Raw genomic sequence first — 22,687 nt, forward strand, 5'->3', positions numbered from 1 at the left:
TTCCGGGGCGGCCCGGACAGGTATCACTCCCGGTCAGGGCGGATAATCGCCGCCGCCGGGCAGTTGGGCCCACACCCACAACCATACGATCCAAACGATTTGCAGCATCACAAACATCACAGTCAGCAGCCCGCGGTAAGCACGCGAACGGGAAAGAAAGGCAGCACCGAGCGCCAACGGAAACAGTGGGATCAGCAACCGGAAAGTGCTGGTCTGCGGGTGCAGAAAGACCAGAAGGTACGCCATGTAGGCCGCACAGAACAGCCGCAGTTCGACGCCGAGCCGGACCACTGGAGGGCAGAACATCAGCCAGGCGAATACCGCCACCAGCACAAAGGGCGCCAGCGCTCCGGCCACGGGACCGAAGAGCCCCGCGCCCATGTGGAACCAGGGCATAAACGGCACCAGGTCACCACCGCGCCAGACACTTTCGGTCTTGGTGTAAGCCTGGAAGTCTCCAGTGGTCATCCAGGCCATAATGGGCCAGAGCACTGCCGACACGCCGCTGACAAGCACCAGGACTGCCAGCCGGAAAAGCCCGCCGACCGAGTCCCGTGGCTTCCCTGCCTTCCACCAGCTGTAGAGGTGGATCAGCAGCAGAATCCCGATCATGGCGGCGAACGCCACCCCCACCGGCCTGGACAGGCACATCAGAACCACCACCGGCGCCGCTTCCAGATACATGCGCCGCATAACCAGAAGCAGCGCCGCGGCCAGGAGCAGGGTATTCAAGGACTCCGCGTAGGGCACTTGGAAAATGGCTGATACCGGGAAGGTGGAGAAGAAAACGACTCCCCACAGCGCATCGCCGTGATCGGCTTTCTGCCGGAACAACAGATAAACCACGACGGCGGCACCCAGGCCGCAGAGCATGGCAATAATTGTCAGGGACGCGGCTGCCGGAAGCCCGGTGATGGCCGAAAGTCCCCTGCCCAGGATCGGGAACAGCGGATAGAACGCCCAGCTGTTCTCGCGGACGTTTCCTGCCTCGTCTGTTGGCAGGACAGACGGATAGCCGTCACTGAAGATCCTGCCGTACCAGCGGGCGTCCCAGATGTTGATGAAGTCCCAGTAGCCCGGGCGCGCCGGCCCCCAGGGTCCAGCACCTTGCTGAAGCGTGGCGGCTGAAAAGATGCAGGCACTGACCAGGCGGGCGGCAACGAAGACGGCCAGGACCTGGACCCACCAGGGCCAGCGCTTCACGGCGGCAAGCAGCGGTGCGGCGGTGGTTACGCGGACGGGCTGCCTCACCGCCTGGCCGTCATCTGTTTCAATGCTCAAGGACGTCCTTCATGGCAGTGTGCTTGTCCTCCTGCAACTGCTGCAGCCGCGCGATTTCTGCATCGCGGGAAGCGAGTTGATCGCGCAGCCGGTCCAGCACTTGGTCTACCTGGTCCATCCGATAGCCCCGGAGGCCCAGTGAGAACCTGATCCGGTCAATGTCAGCAGGCCTTACCTCTGCCGGCAACAGGACGGGGGGAAGGTTCGCAACGGGCTCGCCGAGTGCGTCATCAAGGACGTCGCGAACAGCGCCCGGCCTGCGAATGCCGGCCCCCAGCCACGCAATGGCACCCAACAGCACAACGGCGAGGAAAACCAGAAAGTAGCTCACGTGCTCCATCGTGCCAGAAATCGGCCCGTCTGATCACTCCTTAGGGCCGTCTGATCACTCCGGGGGATTCTCTCCGTTCAAAGACGAGGGGCGCACGCTGCCCTGCAGGACGCAGCGGACTGCCTCCGCCGGATCATCCACCACCTGGATCAGGTCGAGGTCCTGTTCCGACACCATGCCTTCAGCGACGAGTGTTCCGCGCAGCCAATCGATCATGGGGGTCCAGAATTCGACGCCCAGGAGGATGATCGGAAAGGACGTCACCTTGCGGGTCTGCACCAGCACCATTGCTTCAAATAATTCGTCAAGCGTGCCCAGTCCGCCGGGGAGGACTATGAATCCCTGGGCGTACTTGACGAACATGGTCTTGCGGGCGAAGAAGTACCGGAAGTTGACGCCAAGGTCTACCCAGGGATTAAGACCCTGTTCAAAGGGCAGTTCGATGCCCAAACCGACGGACACTCCGTTGCCGTCCACGGCGCCCCGGTTGGCTGCCTCCATGGATCCCGGGCCACCTCCGGTGATGACAGCTACTCCCGACTCGGCGAGGTGACGGCCTACTTCAACGGCCATGTCGTAATAGGTGGTACCAGGCTTGGTCCGTGCGGAACCAAACACGCTGACGGCTGGACCGAGGTCCGCCAGCGCGCCAAAGCCTTCGACGAATTCGCTCTGGATCCGCAGCACACGCCAGGGATCGGTGTGTACAAACTGGCCTGGCCCCTTGGTGTCCAGCAGGTGCTGATCCGACATCTCCACCGCGGCCTGTTTACGCCGAAGTTCCAGCGGCCCTTTCCGTCGGGGCTGGGAAGGGCTGGAAGGGTCTGGAATATTGCTCATTGCTCTAGGCTAGCGCGCTGCCCGCCCATGCACCGCCGGTATCTCTTCAGTCACGATTCGGTAGGAAGTAGGAGTGATTGCCGTCATAAGGCGACATTGTTCGCTAGATTCTTTCTATGACTACTTATGTGCCCGGCGATGCCCTCGTCTCCCTGAACGCCGTCAACAAGCATTACGGCCAGTTGCACGTACTCAAGGACATCAATCTTCAGGTCCGCAAGGGCGAGGTTGTAGTGGTCATCGGACCCTCCGGCTCCGGAAAATCCACGCTCTGCCGCGCCATCAACCGCCTCGAGACCATCGAGAGCGGCACCATCTCGATCGATGGCAAGGTGCTCCCGGAAGAAGGCAAGGAACTCGCCCAGCTTCGCGCCGACGTCGGGATGGTTTTCCAGTCCTTCAACCTCTTCGCGCACAAGAGCATTCTGGAGAATGTGACCCTGGGCCCTATCAAAGTCAAGGGCACAGCCAAGGCGAAGGCCGATCAGGATGCCATGGCCCTGCTTGAACGCGTCGGCGTGGGGCACCAGGCCCCGAAGCTTCCGGCGCAGCTTTCCGGCGGCCAGCAGCAGCGAGTGGCCATCGCCCGGGCCCTGGCCATGAAACCGAAGGTGATGCTGTTCGACGAGCCCACCTCTGCACTGGACCCCGAGATGATCAACGAGGTCCTGGACGTCATGGTCCAACTGGCGAAGGAAGGCATGACCATGATTGTGGTCACCCATGAGATGGGTTTTGCCCGCAAGGCCGCCGATCGCGTCGTCTTCATGTCTGACGGAGAAATCATCGAGGACGCTACGCCCGAGGAGTTCTTCACCAACCCGAAGACCGACCGCGCCAAGGACTTCCTGTCCAAGCTCCTCACCCACTGATTCCCCAACTCGTCCACATCGCATCCAGGCCGCCACAAGCGGCCACCCAATGAAAGGAATGTCATGAAGGCATTTATCTCAAGGCGGAAATCCGTCCTCCTCGCAGCCGGTGCGGCCATGGCCCTGACGCTCAGCGCCTGTGGCGGCGGAGGCACTCCGGCCGAAACGGCTCCTGTCGAAGAAGCTCCGACGTTCGCTCCCGGAACCACCATGGAAAAGCTCTCCAAGGCCGGCAGCATCAAGATTGGTACCAAGTTTGACCAGCCACTCTTCGGCCAGGTCGGCCTGGATGGCAAGCCGGTGGGCTTCGACGTCGAAATCGGCAAGCTGATTGCCGGCAAGCTGGGCATTCCCGCGGACAAAATCGAGTGGTCCGAGACTGTTTCGGCCAACCGTGAAGAGTTCATCAAGCAGGGCCAGGTGGACATCGTCATCGCCACCTACACCATCAATGACAAGCGCAAGGAAGTTGTCAGCTTTGCCGGGCCATACTACGAGGCCGGCCAGGCCCTGATGGTCAACAAGGATAATGACTCGATCAAGACGCCTGAAGACGTCAAAGGCAAGAAGGTCTGCTCCGTGACGGGCTCGACCCCCGCCGGCACCATCGTTGAGAAGTACGGAGCAGAACTTGTTCCTGTCGCCACGTACTCCGCCTGCCTGGAGCCGTTGCGTAACAAGCAGGTTGAAGCTGTCACCACTGACAACGTCATCCTGGCCGGCTTTGTGGACAAGGAGCCTGACGCCTTCAAGCTTGCTTCGGATGAGACCTTCACCAAGGAGCCTTACGGTATTGGCCTGAAGAAGGAAGACACCGAGTTCCGTAACTGGATCAACGATCAGCTCGAAACCTTCCAGGAAGACGGCTCGTACAAGAAGGCATGGGAAGCTACCGCTGGCTCGGTCATCAAGACGGCGCCGGACCTTCCTGAGCTCAACCGATACTGATTGACCCCACAGCAGGTGCCGGGCGGGTTTCCTGTCCGGCACCTGCTTGTCATTTCCGTTCCAGTCCACGACACCGCTGAAGGATCACATGGACGTCATCATCGAAAACCTTCCCGCATACTGGGATGGCTTTCTCCGCACTCTTTATCTTTCCGTTGTCTCCGGCGTCATCGCCCTGGTGCTCGGCACCCTTGTGGCGGCAGCCCGCGTCTCTCCCGTCGCGGCATTCCGGGGTTTCAGTACCGTCTATGTCGAGATCCTTCGCAACACGCCACTGACTATTGCCTTCTTCTTTGCCGCAGTGGTCCTGCCCCGCCTTGGTGTGACGTTCGAACAGTTTGAGATCGCGGCCATCATCGCGCTCAGCACCTACACCTCAGCATTTATCGCCGAGGCTGTCCGCTCCGGCGTGAACAGCGTTCCCGTGGGACAGGCCGAGGCCGCCCGCAGTATCGGCATGAAGTTCGGTCAGGTCCTGAGCCTTATCATCCTGCCGCAGGCACTCCGGACGGTGATTCCGCCCATGATCAACATCCTCATCGCCTTGGTCAAGAACTCGTCGGTGGCAGGTGCCTTCTATGTGCTGGAGCTGTTCGGCTACGGCCGCCAACTCGCCAATGCAAACGGCGACCAGGTGCTGGCAGTACTGCTGGGCGTTGCCTTCTTCTACCTGCTCCTTACTGTTCCGCTGGGCATCCTTGCCAGCACCGTCGAACGAAAGGTGGCGATTGCCCGATGACTTCTGTTCTTTACGATGCCCCAGGCCCCAAGGCCCGCCGCTTCTCCGTCATCGCCTCCGTCTTTGGTGCTGTCCTGATTCTCGGACTCCTCGCCTTCGTCGTCTTCACCCTTGCCCAGCAGGGCATTTTTGAAGGCCGACGCTGGGCCATTTTTACTCGCGGAGACGTCTGGACCCTGATTGCCAACGGAATCGGCGCAACACTCAGTGCGGCCGCCCTGGCCGCCGTTATTGCGTTCCCACTGGGCTTGCTGCTGAGCCTGCTTCGCATCTCGCTGGTCCCGTGGATCCGGATCCCCACCCGCGTGGTCCTGGAGTTCCTCCGCGGCATGCCTGTTGTCCTCATGATGTTCTTTGTGCTGCTGGTGTTTGCCACGTCCCCGTTCATTGCAGTCGTGACCGGTTTGGTGCTCTACAACTCGGCCGTTTTCGCGGAAATCATCCGGGCCGGCATCCAGTCCCTGCCCAAGGGTCAGCGCGAAGCAGGCCTGGCAATCGGCCTGACCAGTTTCAAATCCAGGATGCTCATCGAGTTGCCACAGGCGGTGCGTCGGATGATGCCGTCCCTGGTGGCGCAACTGGTGGTCCTGCTCAAGGACACCTCCCTTGGCTACATCGTTGCCTACCCTGAACTTCTGCGGGCTGTCCAGGTAATGGCCGACTTCCTCGGCAGCCAGTACCTGTTCCCCATCTTCTTTGTGGCCGCGGGCATCTACATTGCCATCAACATCGCGGTGTCACGACTGGCCGTTTGGATCGAGCGCCGCGGCTCCACGAAGGCCGCAGGTGGTGTGGCTCCAGCCATCAAGACTGTGGACCTGCAGATGCCCCAGGCAGGGCCCCGCTAGGGACCGGCCCCGTCCGCGGAAATTCAAAGCACCCGGAAAGGCAAAAGTGGTCCGGAACCTTCGGGTTCCGGACCACTTTGTTTTTCCAGTCGGACTGGTCTGATATCAGCCTGCCAGCCATGTCTGCAGGGCCGCCAGACATTTCCGGATGGCATCGGCGTCGACGTGTTCATTGTCCTTGTGGGCGAGCAATGGATCGCCGGGGCCGAAATTGACGGCAGGAATCCCCAGTTCACTGAAGCGGGCTACATCCGTCCAGCCGTACTTTGGCTTGGGCTTGGCTCCAACAGCGGCGACGAAGGACGCCGCAGCGGGGTGGTTCAGCCCCGGGCGTGCACCGGCCGCGGCGTCTGTGCGGACCACGTCAAAACCGTCCAACAGTTCGCGGACGTGGGCTTCGGCCTGGTCAGGGGTTTTGTCCGGCGCGAAGCGGTAGTTGATCTCCACCACGCATTTGTCCGGGATGACATTGCCGGCTGTGCCGCCATGGATCTTGACTGCATTCAGGCTCTCGCGGTAGTCCAGACCGTCCACGTTAACGGTCAACGGCTCATAGGCAGCCAGCCGCGCCAGGATCGGCGCGGCGGCGTGAATGGCGTTGCTGCCCATCCAGGCGCGCGCAGAGTGGGCAGCCTCACCGCTGGTGGTCGCCTCGAAGCGGCTGGTCCCGTTACAGCCGCCTTCCACGGTGCCATGCGTAGGTTCCAGGAGGATGGCAAAATCGGCGCCAAGGAGTTCCGGATGATTGCGGAGCAGCCGGCCCAGGCCGCTTTTCACCGCTTCCACTTCCTCGTGGTCATAAAACACAAAGGTGACGTCCTTGACCGGCTCCGTGCCGCCGTCGAACAGTCGTGCCGCAAGGGCCAGTTGGACAGCAACGCCGCCTTTCATATCGGTGGTGCCGCGGCCGTAAAGGACGCCCTCACCGGGGGTACCGGACTCCCAGTTGGAGGGAACAGTACCTAAAGCCCCCGGAGTGGTGGGCAGCGGCACAGTGTCCAGGTGCCCGGCCAGGATGACCCGCTCAGCACGGCCAAGCTCAGTACGGGCAATGATTGCATCGCCGTCCCGGAGGACGTTCAGGCCGGGCAGCTCGCGCAGTGCAGCCTCAATGGCGTCAGCCAGCGGACCTTCGTTGCCGGAGACACTTTCGACGTCAATCACGGCCGCCGTCAGCAGGGCCACGTCCTGCCTGAGGTCAAGGGGCGGAACGCCCGGGCGGTTCGGAACAGGATTCAGTGGGGCAGCGTGGGCAGTCACGTTGCCAGTCTAGTTCGAGTCTTGCCACCGGCTCTCGATAGACTGATGCCATGACTGAGACTGCCGCTTCCACCGTGCCCGAAAACCAGACCGCAGCCGCCGATTCCCGCTCCGCCTACGGTTTTGGTGTGGCCACCATTGCCACCACCGGCACCGGTACTGCCGCCCAATCGACGGTCCTGGACGTCTGGTTCCCGGCGCCTGCCCTCGGTGTCGCAGCGGAGAGCCTGCGGGGCGTAGAGAATGCGGACAATGTCCTGGAGGAGATTGCGTCAGCCGGTTCCGACACCGACCGCGGCACAGAGCAGAAAGTGGTTTTCGTCCAGATCAACCTGGATGAGGCTCCAGCAGACACAGCTGACGCCTACCTGCGCCTGCACCTGCTTTCCCACCGCCTGGTCAAGCCGAACACCATTAACCTGGACGGTATCTTCGGCAAGCTCCCCAACGTTGTATGGACCAATTTCGGCCCGGCCGCCGTTGAGGGCTTCGAGCTGACCCGTGCCCGGTTGCGCAAACGCGGCGCCCTGACCGTCTACGGCGTAGACAAGTTCCCGCGCATGGTGGACTATGTTGTCCCTGCCGGCGTCCGCATTGCTGATGCCGACCGCGTCCGCCTGGGTGCCCACCTGGCCGAAGGCACCACCGTGATGCACGAAGGATTCGTGAACTTCAACGCCGGCACCCTCGGCACTTCCATGGTTGAAGGCCGGATCTCCGCCGGTGTTGTCGCCGGTGACGGTACTGATGTGGGCGGCGGCGCTTCCATCATGGGCACCCTGTCCGGTGGTGGCAAGGAAAAGATCGTCATCGGTGAGCGCGTCCTGCTGGGCGCCAACTCCGGCGTCGGAATCAGCATCGGTGACGACAGTGTTGTGGAAGCCGGCCTCTACGTCACGGCCGGTACCCGGGTCCGCGTACCAGGCCCCAAGGACGAAGTGGGCGAGGACACCACCAAAATCGTCAAGGCTGTGGAACTGTCCGGCGTTCCCAACCTGCTCTTCCGCCGCAACTCCACGAACGGCGCTGTCGAGGCACTGCCGCGCAAGGGCCAGACCGTCGAGTTGAACGACGCTCTGCACGCCAACTGATCACGTGCCCCTACGACGTAGCATCCGCCGGGCACTGATCTTAGTCCTCGTCCTGGTTCTGGCCGTCGGCGGGGTATACATCGCCATCAGCTTTTTGCAGCGCTCCGAAACGTGGGTCTCGGAGCGCTGCACCGCCGTCGTCGGATCCCTCGAAGCGGAGCTCGCCACCGATCAGGCCCACAATGCCGCGTTGATTTCCGCCGTCGCAGTGAGAAGAGGCCTGCCGCCCCGGGCGGCCGCGATCGCATTGGCCACAGCCATGCAGGAATCGAAGCTCCGCAATATCGATTACGGCGACAAGGTTGGCCCCGACTCCCGGGGATTGTTCCAGCAGCGTCCTTCGCAGGGCTGGGGCACCGAAGCCCAGGTGATGGATCCGTACTACGCGGCCAATGCTTTCTATGACGTCCTCGTGACCATTCCGGGTTATGAAGATCTGCCGATCACCGCGGCCGCGCAGCGCGTGCAACGCTCTGCCTACCCGAGCGCGTACGCGGAGCACGAGGGCATGGGCCGGGCCTTCGCATCAGGACTGACAGGCCAAGCCCCGGCCTCCGTTGGCTGCACGCTCCGCTCCCCCGAGGCCGCCGGCGATTCTGCCGCGGTTATTCAGGCACTTGAGGCAAGTTACGGCACCGTCACAGCAACTGAAGCCGACGGTGCCCTGCAGATTCAGACGCCCTATGCCTGGTCAGTGGCGCAATGGGCCGTGGCCAGTGCCAAGGACCTTGGCATCACAGGTGTGGACGTTGACGGGCAGACCTGGGACCGGGCCAGCAGAACCGGCTGGCAGCAAAGCGGCGCGGGCGTAGGAGCCGGCACCGTCACCCTTCGCCTGGCTGCCGGCGAAGGCACCTAGGCGAGCAGTTCCACCACCGGCTGCACGTAACTGCGGAACAGTTCAGGCTGGTTCAAGAGATCCTGGCTCATGATGATCCGGTTAGGTTCGAGGTACCACGCACGCGGCTCGCTCAACGGCAGCTCCATGATGTCCAGCTGAAAGTCGCGCGCGCCACGGCCAAGTTCCATCAGCCTGTCCTCAACCAGGTCATCCAGGAGCAGTTGGGCTCCCGCTGCCTCACGTTCCGCCTCCAGCTCGGCATACTCGCTACGGCGGTCCCGCGTCCAGCTGAGGGCCGCACCGAAGTGCGCCCTAAGGACCCGTTGCAATGCAGGCGAATTGCCAAATGAAGCGAAGTCCGGCGGGGAGAGATCAGGATCGCACTTCGGGTACGCCTTGAGCAGTTGATGCCACCAAGCCTCCCATTCCGTCCGCAGGGTGCTCTGCCCGCCGACGTCTGCTGTCAGGTGGGAGTGGTCCGCCGCCCGGATTTTTGGCGAAGCAGGGCACAAGGCAGGCTGGCCAATTCCTTCCAGCCCGGCGACATCACGTATGTAGAGGGCGATCATCATAGGGCCAGAGGTATCCATGGTGATCCGCCAGCCCTCACCCTCGCGTTGATGCATCATCCCTCCTAGGCCGCCTGGATTCCTGACGGGTTCATCAGTCCGCGCGCGCTTCCCAGTGTATTCCCACCCGGCGGCGGTTAGCCGCTGGAACGAGCTCCAATTCCTGCCAAATGCGATTCCAGGACATCACGGCACATCGCGGCGGACATCCACTCCGGCTGCAGCAGTGCGTGCAAACAAAGACCGTCCAGGGCTGCCAGGAGATGTTCGGCTTCCACAACCAGCCGATCACCAAACCCGGCCCCCGGCAGCAGCCTCTGGATGACCCGGCCCACCACGGCCGCGACCGACCGGTGGCTGCGGTCTGCTTCAGCCGTTAAGCCTGGCCTGATTCTGGCAGCGCTCTTGAAGGCCATCCATACACAGGCATCCATCGCCCGTTCCTCATCCAGGGGAAGGAATTCACCCAGAAGTGTTAAAACAGCTTCACGATGGGCCGCACTGCCAGGCTTCTGCGCCAGGACTTCCCCTTCGGCGATGGAGAGCCGACGAAGGACACGGTCCACCACGGCGGCAAAGGCGTAGCGGTGCAGTTCCTCGCTGCCAGTGAAATAATGCCGGACCGAACCAACCGCCAGCCCGGCTTCGTCTGCAACTTCACGCAAAGATGCCCGTTCCAGCCCGTCGCTGGCGGTGATCCGCCACACTGCATCCACTACGTCCTGCCTGCGGGCCTGGGCATCAACTATTTTGGGCACCCCCTTTTTTTAGCACAAATGTGCTTCCAGCCGTCGCACCACACCGGCTGCCCTTGCCTGGCGGCATCACAGCCATCAGATGGGATAGTTTTGAGATATGAAGATTCTGGTTACCGGAGGCACAGGCTACATCGGCTCGCACACCGTTTTGTCCCTGCAACAAGCCGGACACGACGTCATCGTCCTCGACAACCTGGTGAACTCAAGCGAGGAATCCCTTCGCCGGGTGGCCAAGCTCTCCGGGAAGACAGCGGAGTTCCACGATGTTGATCTCGTCGACGAGTCCGCTGTGGAGCGGGTCTTCGCCGGGGCCGGCATCGACGCCGTCATCCACTTCGCCGGCCTGAAGGCCGTCGGTGAGTCTGTGCGCGAACCTCTGAAGTATTACTACAACAACCTGGTGGGCACGCTGAACCTGCTCCGCGTTATGGACCGGCACCAGGTCCGGTCCATCGTCTTCAGCTCCTCCGCCACCGTCTACGGCGGACACAACCCCGTCCCTTACGTGGAGAAGATGGAGATCGGCGCGGACAATCCCTACGGCCGGACCAAAGAACAGATCGAAGATGTCCTGTCCGATCTGGGAGCCGCCGACAGCCGCTGGCACATCGCCCTGCTGCGCTACTTTAATCCGGTAGGCGCCCACCCTTCCGGCCTGATTGGCGAGGACCCGCAAGGCATCCCCAACAACCTGGTGCCGTTCATCGCCCAGGTTGCGGTGGGCCGGCGGGACAAGCTCATGGTCTTCGGCGGCGACTACGACACCCCTGACGGAACGTGCCTCCGCGACTACATTCACGTCGTCGACCTTGCGGACGGACACGTAGCAGCCCTCAACCACGTTGCGGAACGTAGTGGCGTCTTTCGCTGGAACCTGGGCTCGGGCAGGGGCACCTCGGTGCTCGAGATGCTGCACGCGTTCGAAAAGGCCGTTGGTCGATCTATCCCGTACGAGATCACCGGCCGGCGCGACGGCGACCTCCCCGCTTTCTGGGCCGACGCCTCATCCGCCCTTGCCGACCTCAGTTGGGCCACCACCAAAACGGTGGAACAGATGTGCGAGGACCACTGGCGCTGGCAGAAAAACAACCCGATGGGTTATGCGTCCTGACCAACGTTTGCAGCAATAACAACGGCCGCCCACCTCCAGGAGGTGGGCGGCCGCTTTGTAACAACCGGTGGTTGAGCTTGTCGAAACCGGATCTTGACAAGCTCGATCACCCGGGGCGTCAGCGCGCCGGGTAGTCCCGGGCCGGCTCTCCCACGTAAAGCTGGCGGGGGCGGCCGATCTTGGTCTGCGGGTCGCTGGCCATCTCGCGCCACTGCGCAATCCAACCCGGAAGGCGACCGATGGCGAAGAGAACAGTGAACATCTTTTCCGGGAAGCCCATCGCCTTGTAAATCAGGCCGGTGTAGAAGTCCACGTTCGGGTACAGCTTGCGCTCGATGAAGTAGTCATCGTTCAACGCCTTCTCTTCCAGGCGCAGGGCAATGTCCAGCAGCTCGTCGTTGCCGCCCAATTTGCTCAGGATTTCATGGGCGGTGTTCTTGACGATCTTGGCCCGCGGATCGTAGTTCTTGTAGACGCGGTGGCCGAAGCCCATCAGGCGGACGCCGTCCTCCTTGTTCTTAACCTTTTCCATATAGGATTCGGGCTTGGTGCCTTCAGCCTGGATCTGGCGGAGCATCTTCAGGACGGCTTCGTTGGCGCCGCCGTGGGCCGGACCGGAAAGAGCGTGGATTCCAGCGGAAACGGAGGCGAAGAGGTTGGCGTCGGAGGACCCAACCAGGCGGACCGTAGACGTGGAACAGTTCTGCTCGTGGTCCGCATGCAGGATGAGCAGCAGGTCCAGGGCCTTCACGACGACCGGATCCAGCTCATACTGCTCAGCCGGCAGACCGAAGCTCAGGCGCAGGAAGTTCTCCACCAGGTTCATGGAGTTGTCCGGGTAGAGCATGGGCTGCCCGATGGACTTCTTGTGCGCGTAGGCGGCAATGACCGGCAGCTTGGCCATCAGGCGGATGGTGGAAACCTCTACCTGTTCAGCGTTGTTGGGATCAAGGGAATCCTGGTAGAACGTGGACAGCGCAGATACTGCCGAGGACAGCACCGGCATCGGGTGGGCATCCCGGGGGAAGCCGCTGAAGAAACCCTTGAGCTCTTCGTGCAGGAGGGTGTGGTGGCGGATCCGCTGATCGAACGCCTCCAGCTCCGTGGGGGTGGGCAGGTTCCCGTAAATCAGCAGGTAGGAAACTTCGAGGAAGCTCGAGTTTGCGGCCAGCTGCTCGATGGGGTAGCCGCGGTACCGCAGGATCCCGGCATCGCCGTCGATGTAGGTGATGGCAGAGGTGGTTGCTGCGGTGTTCATAAAGCCGGGGTCGAAAGTGACTGCGCCCGTCTGCTTCAGCAGCTTGGAAACGTCATAACCTTCGTTTCCTTCTACAACCTGGATGCGCGGGAGCTTGAGCTCCCCGCCTGCGTGATGCAGGGTAGCGCTGTTGTTCTCAGTCATGGAGTCCCCTTCATGAGGCTTTGATAGTCACTGTTAAACTACAGCGCGAGTGCAGGTGTCCACTAATTCAAAACCACCGGATTCATCTAAACTACGCGCTGAAGTGGCCCGAGTCACACGTTCGTTACTGCGCTGATATCAGCCGCGCTACGGCCTCATCAATCCGCTCGTCAGTTCCGGTGAGAGCTACCCGGATAAACCCCTCGCCGGCGCGGCCATAAAACACCCCCGGCCCGACGACGATGCCGAGCGAGGCCAGGCGGTCGACTGTGGTCCAGGTATCCTCGCCGGCGGTGCACCACAGGTACAGACCGGCGTGGGACTCATGGATGGTCAGGCCGAAGGTTTCCAGTGCGGGAACCAGGCGTTCGCGGCGCGAGCGGTACAAGTCCTTCTGCTCCTGCACATGGATGTCGTCGCCAAGCGCCACCCGGAGCGCTTCCTGCACCGGATAAGGCACAATCATGCCGGCATGCTTGCGGCTGTTGACCAGGTTGGCCATCAGATCCGGTGCGCCGGCGACGAATGACGCTCGGTAACCTGCCAGGTTTGACTGCTTGCTGAGCGAGTAGACGGCCAGCAGGCCTTCATTGGAACCGCCGGTTACGCGAGGATCCAGGATGCTGGGTACAGGCTGGCCGCCGCGCTGGACGTCCCACTCCCCCCAACCGAGTTCCGCATAGCATTCGTCCGAGGCAACCACAGCACCCAACTGCCGTGCTCCGGCCACCAGGTCCCTCAGCGAATCAACGTTGCGGACGCTGCCCGTGGGGTTTCCAGGTGAATTGACCCATACAAGCCGTACCCGGGCGCGGGTGGCGTCATCGAGTGAGTCGAGGTCATCTGCTGCCACCGAGGTAGCCCCCGCAAGCGTGGCGCCGATGTCGTACGTGGGGTAAGCGACGGTAGGACGAACCACGACGTCCCCCTTGCCCAGCCCGAGCAGCAGCGGCAGCCAGGCCACGAGTTCTTTCGAACCGACAGTGGGCATAACGTCGCGCGGATCCAGATTCGGGACGCCGCGGCGGCGTTCAAACCAGGCGCAGATGACCTGGCGAAGCGTGGGCGTGCCGTGCACGGTGGGATACCCGGGTGCGTCTGTCGCGGCACGGAGGGCTTCCTGGATGAGTGCCGGCGTCGGATCCACCGGGGTACCGATGGACAGGTTCACCAATCCACCAGGGTGGTCTGAAGCCTTAGCCAGATAAGGTGCCATGGCCTCCCACGGGTAGTCCGGCAGGTTCAGCCCGAATGACGCAGTCCCGGTTGCCTCAGCCATGTTGGCTCAGTGGTCCTGGTTCTGCAGCGGGAGGGCGGCAATCATGGGGTGGTCCTTGCCGGTGTTGCCAAGCTTGGCCGCGCCACCGGGCGATCCCAGGTCATCGAAGAACTCCACGTTGGCCTTGTAGTAGTCCGCCCATTCTTCGGGGGTGTCGTCTTCATAGTAGATAGCCTCTACGGGGCAAACCGGCTCGCAGGCACCACAGTCAACGCATTCGTCCGGGTGGATGTACAGCGAACGCTCACCTTCGTAGATGCAGTCGACCGGGCACTCTTCAATACAGGCCTTGTCCTTGACATCTACACACGGCTGCGCGATTACGTACGTCACGTCCCTTGCCTCTCCAGGTTGTTTCCGGCTTCGACCGGTTGTCTCGTCCAGCGTTTCCGCCGCATTCTTGCCTACTGAGCCTATTATCTCCCAGTCTGTTCCAACGAACCCATCCCTGCGTCTTAGTATGAACGCGGCTTAGGATAAACACGTGAATCCTGCCCCCACGAGCCCCCGCGTTTTCCTGGCATCCGCCGCCCCAGGCACCCGGGTGGTGGTCCGCTACCGCTTCGGAGAGGGATTCACGGACGCCTTGGGCCTCCTGTTGAAATGCGATGCCAGCGTCTGCACGGTGCAGACCCGGAAAGCCGACGTCGACATTGCGCTTTCTGAGGTTGTGGCCGCCAAAGCGGTTCCCCCTCCCCCGGAACGCCAGGCGCCGCGCGCTCCCCGTCCCTGACTCCGCGTATAGAACCGGATTAAAAGCCAAAAGCTGCCGGAACGACGGCGGGTCTTATCCGCCTGCCGCTCCGGCAGCTTCAGCTGGAGCTACTCAGGGTTGCTGAGTGGCTGGCTAGACCTTGGCCCGCTGGCGGTTGGCCTTGGAGCGCTCGTTGGTATCCAGGATGACCTTGCGGATGCGGATAGCTTCCGGGGTAACCTCGACGCACTCGTCCTCGCGGGCGAATTCGAGGGACTCTTCGAGGGTCAGGTCGCGCGGCGGCGTCAGGTTTTCGAAGGTGTCCGAGGAAGCGGCTCGCATGTTGGTGAGCTTCTTTTCCTTGGTGATGTTGACGTCCATGTCGTCGGCGCGCGAGTTCTCGCCGACGATCATGCCCTCGTACACCTCAGAGGTGGGCTTGACGAAGAAGGAGCCGCGTTCCTGCAGGTTGATCATGGCGAAAGGCGTCACCACACCGGCACGGTCGGCAATCATCGAACCGTTGGTGCGGTACTCGATGGGGCCGGCCCACGGCTCGTAGCCTTCGGAGATGGAGGAGGCGATGCCGGCGCCGCGGGTGTCCGTGAGGAACTTGGTGCGGAAGCCGATCAGGCCACGGGCAGGAACGATGAATTCCATCCGGCACCAGCCGGTTCCGTGGTTGGCCATGTTGGTCATACGTCCCTTGCGGGCAGCCATCAGCTGGGTCACGGCACCGAGGTATTCCTCGGGGACGTCGATGGTCATGTGCTCCATCGGCTCATGGATCTTGCCGTCGATGGTACGGGTGACCACCTGGGGCTTGCCGACGGTCAGTTCGAAGCCTTCACGGCGCATCTGCTCAACCAGGATGGCGAGGGCCAGTTCGCCACGGCCCTGGACTTCCCAGGCGTCGGGACGCTCGGTGGGCAGAACCTTGATGGAGACGTTACCGATCAGTTCCTTGTCCAGGCGGTCTTTGACCTGACGGGCGGTGACCTTGGCGCCCTTGACCTTGCCGGCCAGCGGAGAGGTGTTGATACCGATCGTCATGGAGATCGCGGGATCATCAACGGTGATCAGCGGCAGCGGCTGCGGGTTGTCGGCGTCGGTGAGGGTCTCACCAATGGTGATTTCCTCGATACCGGCGACGGCGACAATTTCACCGGGGCCTGCGGACTCCGTGGGAACACGGTCCAGGGCCTTGGTGGCGAGGAGTTCGGTGATCTTGACGTTCTTGAGTTCACCGTTGGCGCGGGCCCAGGCCACGGTCTGGCCCTTACGCAGCGTTCCGTTGTAGATGCGGAGCAGCGCAAGGCGGCCCAGGAACGGTGAAGCGTCCAGGTTGGTGACGTGGGCCTGCAGGACACCGTCCGGGTTGTAGGTGGGCGCCGGGATGTGCTCGATGATGGTCTTGAAAAGCGGCTCCAGGTCCTCGTTCTCCGGCGCGCTGCCGTCGGCAGGCTGCTCAAGGGAGGCGCGGCCAACCTTGGCGGCGGCGTAGACAACAGGAACTTCAAGGATTTTGTCCAGGTCGAGGTCCGGTACTTCGTCGGCGAGGTCTGAAGCGAGGCCCAGCAGCAGGTCCATGGACTCGTGGACGACTTCCTCGATGCGGGCATCGGGACGGTCGGTCTTGTTGACCAGCAGGATCACGGGCAGGTGCGCGGCCAGGGCCTTACGCAGCACGAAGCGGGTCTGCGGCAGCGGGCCCTCAGAAGCGTCGACGAGCAGGACAACGCCGTCCACCATTGACAGTCCGCGCTCCACCTCGCCACCGAAGTCGGCGTGGCCCGGGGTATCGATCACGTTGATGGTGATGGTCTCGCCCTTGGACGAAGGTCCGTTGTAGGCAACGGTGGTGTTTTTCGCCAGGATGGTGATGCCCTTTTCACGCTCGAGGTCACCGGAGTCCATGACACGGTCCTCAAGGTGATTGTGCTCGGCGAAGGAGTTGGTCTGCTTGAGCATGGCGTCGACCAAAGTGGTCTTGCCGTGGTCAACGTGGGCCACGATCGCGACGTTGCGCAAATCACTGCGTGACGCAGTGTTTGCGGCGGTGTTGGTGGTGGTTTCAGACATGCGTAATGACTCGATTCGTGGGTCAGCTGTAAAGTATCGCGACATTTCCAACTGGAACGCACGACGGATCGGCCCCTTAGCACAGGGCACCTTCCCTCATTCTAACGGCTACGGCAATTATTGGCCTAAAAATCAGAAATTGCCGGATTCCTGCCCCGCGCCATTCCTGCACCATGGCGTCAATTAGTGATCAAGATCACTGGTTCTTTTGCATCCGTGGCCTCATCCCGGCTCTAGGACCCGCAAAGCAACACAGCAGTGGAGCCGGCGCCCTGACGGGTACCGGCTCCACTGTTGTCTGGCTGATAACTGTCAGGCGACCTCAGGCGGCAGCATCAGGCTGGCACCGGGGATCGCATTGAGCAGGGCCTTCGTGTACTCCATCTGCGGGGACTCGAAAACATCGTCGGTGGCACCTGTCTCCACCAGCTTGCCCTTCTCCATCACGCACACGTGGTCCGCGATCTGCCGGACCACGGCGAGGTCGTGGGTGATGAACAGGTAGGTCAGGCCCAGGTTGGACTGGAGTTCAGCCAACAGGTTCAGCACCTGCGCCTGCACCAGCACGTCCAGCGCCGACACGGCCTCATCGCAGATGATGACCTCCGGGTCCAGAGCCAGCGCCCGTGCGATGGCCACACGCTGCCGCTGTCCTCCGGAGAGCTCGTTCGGGAACCGCTGCATCATGGACTGCGGCAGTGCCACCTGGTCCAGGAGTTCACGGACCTTCTTTTCCCGGCTGGCCCCGTTCCCCACGTTGTGCGTGCGAAGCGGCTCCTCGATGGTACGGAAGATGTTGTACATCGGGTCCAGTGAACCGTACGGATCCTGGAAGATGGGCTGCACCCTGCGCCGGAACGCGAACAGTTCCTTCCTGCCGAGGGTGGACGTATCCACCCCATCGAAGACGATCCGGCCGGAGGTCGGCTGCAGCAGGTTCAGCACCATTTGAGCCACTGTGGACTTACCGGAGCCCGACTCACCCACAATCGCCGTCGTGGTTCCCCGCTTGACGCCGAAGGACACCTTGTCCACAGCCGTGAAGTCGGTGCTGCGGCCAAAGCCCGAGCGCAGTTTGAACACCTTGGTGAGGTCCTCGATCTTGAGCACCTCGTCCGCAGCGGCCACGGTCTGGCCGTCGGTCGGCGCCAGCAGTTCATCGGTTTCGATGCCCTGTTCCTTGGCCACCTGGATTCGGCGCGAGGCCAACGACGGCGCCGAAGCCACCAGGCGTTGGGTGTAGGGGTGCTGCGGGTTCCGGAGAAGCTCCAGGGACGGTCCGGCTTCAACCACGTTGCCCTGGTACATCACTACGACCTTGTCCGCACGCTCGGCCGCGAGACCCAGATCGTGGGTAATCAGCAACACCGAGGTGCCCAGTTCCGTAGTCATGGTGTCCAGGTGGTCCAGGATCTGCCGCTGGACTGTCACATCCAGTGCCGAGGTGGGCTCGTCCGCGATCAGGAGGCGCGGCTGGCAGGACAGGCCAATGGCAATCAGCGCACGCTGGCGCATACCGCCGGAAAACTCATGCGGATACTGCTTCGCACGGCGGTGCGCGTCCGGCAGGCCGGCTTGGGCCAGCACCCTGGCGACGTCGTCCGGTCCGCTTGGCTTACCGTTGGCCCGCAGCGTTTCCTTGACCTGGTACCCGATTTTCCAAACGGGATTGAGGTTCGACATGGGGTCCTGCGGGACCATGCCGATCGTGTTGCCGCGGAGCTCGATCATGCGCTTCTCGGAGGCGTTGGCGATGTCCTCGCCGTCGAGCAGGATCTGCCCGCCGGAGACCCTGCCGTTGGTGGGCAGAAGACCGATGGCGGCAAGCGCCGTCGTCGATTTTCCGGAACCGGATTCACCCACAATGGCAACAGTTTCGCCCGGCATGATGGTGAGATGGGCGTTTTTGACCGCCTTGACCTCACCACTGCCTGTTTTAAAGGTGATGGCAAGATCGCGGATTTCAAGGAGCGGCTTTGCCTGCCGCGAACCGGACTCTTCGATGCGGATATCAGATGTCATGGTGTTATCTCTCATCGCTGACGGGCCTTCGGATCCAGGGCATCGCGTACCGCGTCGCCAAGCATGATGAAGCTCAGCACGGTGATGGACAATGCAGCGGCGGGATACAGCAGGATCGCCACGTTGGTGCGGATTGCCACCTGCGCACCCGCGATGTCGTTACCCCAGGACATGATGCTTGGCGGCAAGCCAATACCGAGGAACGAAAGGGTTGCTTCGGCGACGATGAAGACGCCGAGTTCCAGCGTTGCGAGCACGATGACCGGAGCAAGGGCGTTCGGCAGCACATGCCGCAGCAGCGAACCGAACTTGGAAACACCGAGGGCGCGGGCTGCCGTGACGAAGTCGGCATTACGGACCTCAATGACGGCGCCACGGGTGATGCGTGCCATCTGCGGCCACGCCAGCAGTGAAATCACCAACACAACGGTCCAGACGCTCTTGTTTTCCCGGAACATAGGCAGCTGGGTCAGAACCAGGGCACCGAGGATCAGGGGCAGTGCGAAGAATATGTCGCCCAAGCGGGCAAGGACGGCGTCCAGCCAGCCACCATAGAAGCCTGCCAAGGCGCCCAAGGTCACACCGATGACCAAGACGCAGAGTACGGAAAGGATACCCACGGCCAAAGAGGCCTGCGTCCCGTAAATGACACGCGCAAAGACATCGCAGCCCTGGTAGGTGAATCCGAAGGGATGCCCCGGTGCAGGGGCCCCTAAAGAGTTCGCCAACTGGCAGTTTTCGTTCGGGGCCACGTTCGTGAACATGCCCGGGAACAGGGCGATGACCACGAGGATCAGGATCATGATCGACGAAATGATAAACAAAGGCCGGCGCCGCAGGTTCTTCCAGGCTTCTGCCCAGAGGCTCAGCGGAGCCTGGTCTTTGATCGCCGAGTCCGTGGCTTGCAGAGGGGTTTCCTCCACCGGCGCCACAAAGTGGTGTGAATTAGTGGTCATAGCGAATCCTCGGATCAAGCCAGGCGTACAGGAGGTCAACCAGGAGGTTGGCCAGGACGAATACGAGGACCAGGACACTCACAATCGCAACGACTGTGGGTCCTTCGCCTCTCAGCACTGCCTGAAACAACTTATTACCTACCCCTGGGACGTTGAAGATGCCCTCAGTGACAATGGCGCCGCCCATCAGCCCGCCCAGGTTGGCGCCCAGGTACGTCACCACCGGGATCATGGAGTTGCGGAGGATATGGGCGATCACCACGCGGGGACGGGACAATCCCTTGGCGGTGGCAGTTCGAACATAGTCTGCATTCATGTTCTCAATGACGGACGCGCGCGTTAGGCGCAGCACGTACGCGAAGGAGACAAGGCCCAAAACGACGGCTGGAAGGATCAGATCTCCCCAACCCGCGTTCGCCCCTACCGTTGGCTTGGCCCAGCCAAGCTGAACGCCGAAAACCAACTGGAAAACAAAGCCCAGGACGAAAGTGGGGACGGCGATGACCACCAGCGAGGCAACCAGCACTGTGGAGTCAAACCACTTGCCCTTGCGGAGACCGGCAAAAACGCCAAAAAGGACGCCGAACACGGCCTGAATAATGAGTGCTTCGACAGCCAGCATGGCCGTCACCGGGAAGACCCTGGCGAGGGTGTCGGCAATCGGCTGTTGCGTGAAATCGACGCCGAGATCAAAGGTAAAGAGGCTCTTCAGGAAGAGCCCGTACTGAACCCAGAACGGTTCATTGAGGTGGTATTGCTCCCGCAGTGCGTCAATAACGGCCTGCGGAGGCTGCCGGTCGCCAAAGAGGGCAGCGATGGGGTCGCCCGGCAAGGCAAAAACCATGTAATAAACAAGGAGGGTGGTCCCCAGGAAGACCGGAATTACCTGGAGGAGCCGGCGAAGAATGTAGCTAAGCACGGGGCCACCCGCTTCCGGGGGCTAAACGGTGGAATCTCATGAGTGCCTTCCTGCCGAGGGCAGACGAATGGAGGCCCGGCACACGCCGGGCCCCCACTTGCCGATCGGCAAACCAGATAACTGAGGTTACTTGGCTTCGATGTTGTAGTAGAGAACTCCACCGTTCCAGCCGGTCTCGGCGCTCACTACGTTGTTGCTCCATACGATGGGCCGTGCCTGATCCCACAAGGGAAGTCCGGGCAGGTCCTCGAAGAGGATGGCCTGGGCCTCGTTGAACTTGGCGTTGGCCTCTTCCGGCGACTTGGCAGCGAGGCCTTCCTTCAGGAGGGCATCGAACTCAGGGTTGGAGTACTTCTCGTAGTTCGAGGAAGCACCCGTTGCCCAGACCGGACCGAGGAAGTTGTAGAGCGACGGGTAGTCGCCCTGCCAGCCGGCACGGCTCAGGCCCGGCAGGCTCTGGGACTTGCGGAGGTTGAGCACTTCAGCGAACTTGGCGAAGGGCTGGATCTCGGCTTCGATACCCAGGTTGTTCTTGAAACCGTTGGCTACGGCTTCAATCCATTCCTTGTTGCCACCATCGGTGTTGGAAGCAATCTGGAGCGGCTTTGAAGCGTCGTACGGCTGGATTGCGTCAGCCTGGGCCCACAGATCCTTAGCCTTGGCGGCGTCGAACTTAAGGACCTCGGCACCCGGGATGTCTTCGGTGAATCCCTCGATCACCGGCGGAGCGAAGGCCTTTGCCGGGGTACGGGTACCGCTGAAGACTACCTTGGCGATTTCTTCACGGTTGATGGCGTGGGACAAAGCCTGGCGACGCAGCTTGCCGGCTTCACCCTGGAAGTTCGGGTTGTAACCCGGGATGTTCAGGGTGGAGTTGGTGGCAACGGGCTTGGTAGCGTTGCGGCCCTCGAAATCGGTGGTGTAGGTGGCCAGGGCGTTGGACGGAAGAACGTCCGTAACGTCAAGGTTGTCGCCCTGGAGATCCGTGTAAGCGGGGCCCGGATCGGTGTAGAACTTGAACGTCACGCCACCGTTCTTGGCTTCGCGGGGGCCGCTGTAGTCTTCGTTCTTGACGAGTTCAATCTGGCTGTCGTGCTGCCAGGCGCCCTCCTTGGCCATCTTGTACGGGCCGTTGCCGATCGGGTTCTCGCCGAACGCCTTGGGATCGGCCAGTGCCGCTGAGGGCAGCGGGAAGAAGGCGGAGTATCCGAGACGCAGGGACCAGTCGGCCTCCGGCTGGCTCAGCTTGACCTCAATGGTGGAGTCATCGACTGCCTTCAGGCCGGACATGGTCTCCGCGGTAGGAGCCGGAGTGTCAACTGACTTGCCTTCAGCATCCGTAGAGGTGGTGACAGCACTGACGTCGGCGTAGCCTTCGATCGATTCGAAGAAGAAGCCGTTGTTCTGGAGGTTGGTGCTCAGGGCAGCAAAATTCCAGGAGTCCACGAAGGTCTTGGCCGTGATGGCCTCTCCATTGGTGAACTTTGCGCCGTCTTTCACCTTGATGGTCCAGGTCTGTGAATCCTCGGTTTCGATGGACTCGGCGAGCGAGTTGACCGGCTTGCCGTCGGCGTCATACGTGCGCAGGCCCTCGAAGAGCAGCTCCACTACGCGGCCGCCGTAGACCTCGTTGGTGTTGGCCGGCAGCAGCGGGTTCTGCGGCTCGTTGCTGTACGCCTTAATGATCTTGGCCGGGTCAACCGACGCTTCAGTGTCAGTGCCACCGCCGGCACCGCAGCCTGAAAGGGCAAGGGCGGCCGCGATTGCCATAATGCCCAAAGCTTTGGAAGTGCGCGTGAAACGCATTCCGCCTCCTATGAGTTGTGGGAGATTTTCAGGGGAAA

At 61.9% G+C, this 22,687-nt stretch carries 22 protein-coding genes; 8 read left to right on the forward strand and 14 right to left on the reverse strand.

All coding sequences use genetic code 11. From position 1 onward, the window contains the following. Positions 1–33: 33 nt before the first annotated feature. Genes AC50X5_RS02990 through AC50X5_RS03000 form a run of 3 tightly spaced genes read right to left on the reverse strand, consistent with a single transcriptional unit; the run spans position 34 to position 2,452 of the window. Positions 34–1,251: a putative hexosyltransferase gene (locus AC50X5_RS02990; RefSeq protein ID WP_494975217.1), complete on the reverse strand. Its 1,218-nt coding sequence runs from the start codon at positions 1,249–1,251 to the stop codon at positions 34–36. A 19-nt stretch (positions 1,252–1,270) separates the two neighbouring features. Further along, positions 1,271–1,621 carry a DivIVA domain-containing protein gene (locus tag AC50X5_RS02995; RefSeq protein ID WP_494974653.1) on the reverse strand — a complete coding sequence of 117 codons (351 nt, stop codon included), beginning with the start codon at positions 1,619–1,621 and terminating at the stop codon, positions 1,271–1,273. A gap of 45 nt (positions 1,622–1,666) precedes the next feature. Next, entirely contained in the window at positions 1,667–2,452 is a 786-nt protein-coding gene (locus AC50X5_RS03000) for an LOG family protein (protein ID WP_494974654.1), read from the reverse strand. 116 nt (positions 2,453–2,568) lie between these two features. On the opposite strand from AC50X5_RS03000, the gene AC50X5_RS03005 reads away from it, so the two are divergent. The 4 genes from AC50X5_RS03005 to AC50X5_RS03020 all read left to right on the forward strand — a co-directional run bounded on the left by AC50X5_RS03005 (position 2,569) and on the right by AC50X5_RS03020 (position 5,859). Beyond that, a complete protein-coding gene (locus tag AC50X5_RS03005; protein WP_494974655.1) occupies positions 2,569–3,324 on the forward strand; it encodes an amino acid ABC transporter ATP-binding protein in 756 nt (251 codons plus the stop codon). Between the two features lie 63 nt (positions 3,325–3,387). Continuing rightward, entirely contained in the window at positions 3,388–4,272 is an 885-nt protein-coding gene (locus tag AC50X5_RS03010; RefSeq protein WP_494974656.1) for a glutamate ABC transporter substrate-binding protein, read from the forward strand. Between the two features lie 88 nt (positions 4,273–4,360). Beyond that, on the forward strand, positions 4,361–5,011 hold the full coding sequence (locus tag AC50X5_RS03015) for an amino acid ABC transporter permease (RefSeq protein ID WP_494974657.1): 651 nt from the start codon (positions 4,361–4,363) through the stop codon (positions 5,009–5,011). Further along, complete coding sequence (locus tag AC50X5_RS03020) at positions 5,008–5,859, forward strand: amino acid ABC transporter permease (RefSeq protein WP_494974658.1); 852 nt, start codon at positions 5,008–5,010, stop codon at positions 5,857–5,859. The genes AC50X5_RS03015 and AC50X5_RS03020 overlap by 4 nt, the downstream gene beginning before the upstream one ends. A 105-nt stretch (positions 5,860–5,964) precedes the next feature. On the opposite strand, the gene dapE is transcribed toward AC50X5_RS03020, so the two are convergent. Continuing rightward, positions 5,965–7,119 carry a succinyl-diaminopimelate desuccinylase gene (dapE, locus tag AC50X5_RS03025; protein ID WP_494974659.1) on the reverse strand — a complete coding sequence of 385 codons (1,155 nt, stop codon included), beginning with the start codon at positions 7,117–7,119 and terminating at the stop codon, positions 5,965–5,967. A 50-nt stretch (positions 7,120–7,169) separates the two neighbouring features. On the opposite strand from dapE, the gene dapD reads away from it, so the two are divergent. Continuing rightward, a complete protein-coding gene (gene dapD / locus AC50X5_RS03030; RefSeq protein WP_494974660.1) occupies positions 7,170–8,210 on the forward strand; it encodes a 2,3,4,5-tetrahydropyridine-2,6-dicarboxylate N-succinyltransferase in 1,041 nt (346 codons plus the stop codon). A 4-nt stretch (positions 8,211–8,214) separates the two neighbouring features. Continuing rightward, on the forward strand, positions 8,215–9,069 hold the full coding sequence (locus AC50X5_RS03035; protein WP_494974661.1) for a hypothetical protein: 855 nt from the start codon (positions 8,215–8,217) through the stop codon (positions 9,067–9,069). Here AC50X5_RS03035 and AC50X5_RS03040 read toward each other — a convergent pair. Both AC50X5_RS03040 and AC50X5_RS03045 read right to left on the reverse strand, forming a co-directional pair. After that, positions 9,066–9,677 (reverse strand): hypothetical protein, encoded by a 612-nt coding sequence (locus AC50X5_RS03040; RefSeq protein ID WP_494975218.1) that lies wholly within the window; start codon positions 9,675–9,677, stop codon positions 9,066–9,068. The two genes, AC50X5_RS03035 and AC50X5_RS03040, sit on opposite strands and share 4 nt — an antisense overlap. Before the next feature lie 80 nt (positions 9,678–9,757). Continuing rightward, positions 9,758–10,378 carry a TetR/AcrR family transcriptional regulator gene (locus AC50X5_RS03045; RefSeq protein WP_494974662.1) on the reverse strand — a complete coding sequence of 207 codons (621 nt, stop codon included), beginning with the start codon at positions 10,376–10,378 and terminating at the stop codon, positions 9,758–9,760. A gap of 97 nt (positions 10,379–10,475) precedes the next feature. Here AC50X5_RS03045 and galE point away from each other — a divergent pair, with 97 nt between their 5' ends. Next, entirely contained in the window at positions 10,476–11,489 is a 1,014-nt protein-coding gene (gene galE, locus AC50X5_RS03050; protein ID WP_494974663.1) for a UDP-glucose 4-epimerase GalE, read from the forward strand. A gap of 118 nt (positions 11,490–11,607) precedes the next feature. On the opposite strand, the gene AC50X5_RS03055 is transcribed toward galE, so the two are convergent. From AC50X5_RS03055 to fdxA, 3 genes are all read right to left on the reverse strand, one after another. Continuing rightward, positions 11,608–12,891, reverse strand: coding sequence for a citrate synthase (locus AC50X5_RS03055; RefSeq protein WP_463934553.1), 1,284 nt, complete (start codon positions 12,889–12,891; stop codon positions 11,608–11,610). A 124-nt stretch (positions 12,892–13,015) separates the two neighbouring features. Beyond that, positions 13,016–14,170, reverse strand: a complete 1,155-nt coding sequence (gene dapC, locus AC50X5_RS03060) for a succinyldiaminopimelate transaminase (protein WP_494974664.1) — start codon at positions 14,168–14,170, stop codon at positions 13,016–13,018. A gap of 6 nt (positions 14,171–14,176) precedes the next feature. Then, positions 14,177–14,503, reverse strand: a complete 327-nt coding sequence (gene fdxA / locus AC50X5_RS03065) for a ferredoxin (RefSeq protein ID WP_463934555.1) — start codon at positions 14,501–14,503, stop codon at positions 14,177–14,179. A 151-nt stretch (positions 14,504–14,654) separates the two neighbouring features. On the opposite strand from fdxA, the gene AC50X5_RS03070 reads away from it, so the two are divergent. Next, a complete protein-coding gene (locus tag AC50X5_RS03070) occupies positions 14,655–14,903 on the forward strand; it encodes a putative acetyltransferase (RefSeq protein ID WP_494974665.1) in 249 nt (82 codons plus the stop codon). 114 nt (positions 14,904–15,017) lie between these two features. Here AC50X5_RS03070 and typA read toward each other — a convergent pair whose 3' ends face one another. The 5 genes from typA to AC50X5_RS03095 all read right to left on the reverse strand — a co-directional run bounded on the left by typA (position 15,018) and on the right by AC50X5_RS03095 (position 22,649). Then, the gene (gene typA / locus AC50X5_RS03075) at positions 15,018–16,946 is read right to left on the reverse strand and encodes a translational GTPase TypA (protein WP_494974666.1); all 1,929 of its coding nucleotides are present in this window, start codon (positions 16,944–16,946) and stop codon (positions 15,018–15,020) included. A 312-nt stretch (positions 16,947–17,258) separates the two neighbouring features. Further along, positions 17,259–18,968, reverse strand: coding sequence for a dipeptide ABC transporter ATP-binding protein (locus AC50X5_RS03080; RefSeq protein ID WP_494974667.1), 1,710 nt, complete (start codon positions 18,966–18,968; stop codon positions 17,259–17,261). A gap of 11 nt (positions 18,969–18,979) precedes the next feature. Next, on the reverse strand, positions 18,980–19,924 hold the full coding sequence (locus tag AC50X5_RS03085) for an ABC transporter permease (RefSeq protein ID WP_494974668.1): 945 nt from the start codon (positions 19,922–19,924) through the stop codon (positions 18,980–18,982). Next, the gene (locus tag AC50X5_RS03090; protein WP_494974669.1) at positions 19,914–20,843 is read right to left on the reverse strand and encodes an ABC transporter permease; all 930 of its coding nucleotides are present in this window, start codon (positions 20,841–20,843) and stop codon (positions 19,914–19,916) included. Before AC50X5_RS03090 ends, AC50X5_RS03085 begins: the two co-directional genes overlap by 11 nt. 126 nt (positions 20,844–20,969) lie before the next feature. Next, positions 20,970–22,649: a peptide ABC transporter substrate-binding protein gene (locus AC50X5_RS03095; protein WP_494974670.1), complete on the reverse strand. Its 1,680-nt coding sequence runs from the start codon at positions 22,647–22,649 to the stop codon at positions 20,970–20,972. Between the last annotated feature and the right edge of the window lie 38 nt (positions 22,650–22,687).

This window comes from Pseudarthrobacter sp. MDT1-40-2 (assembly GCF_059383595.1).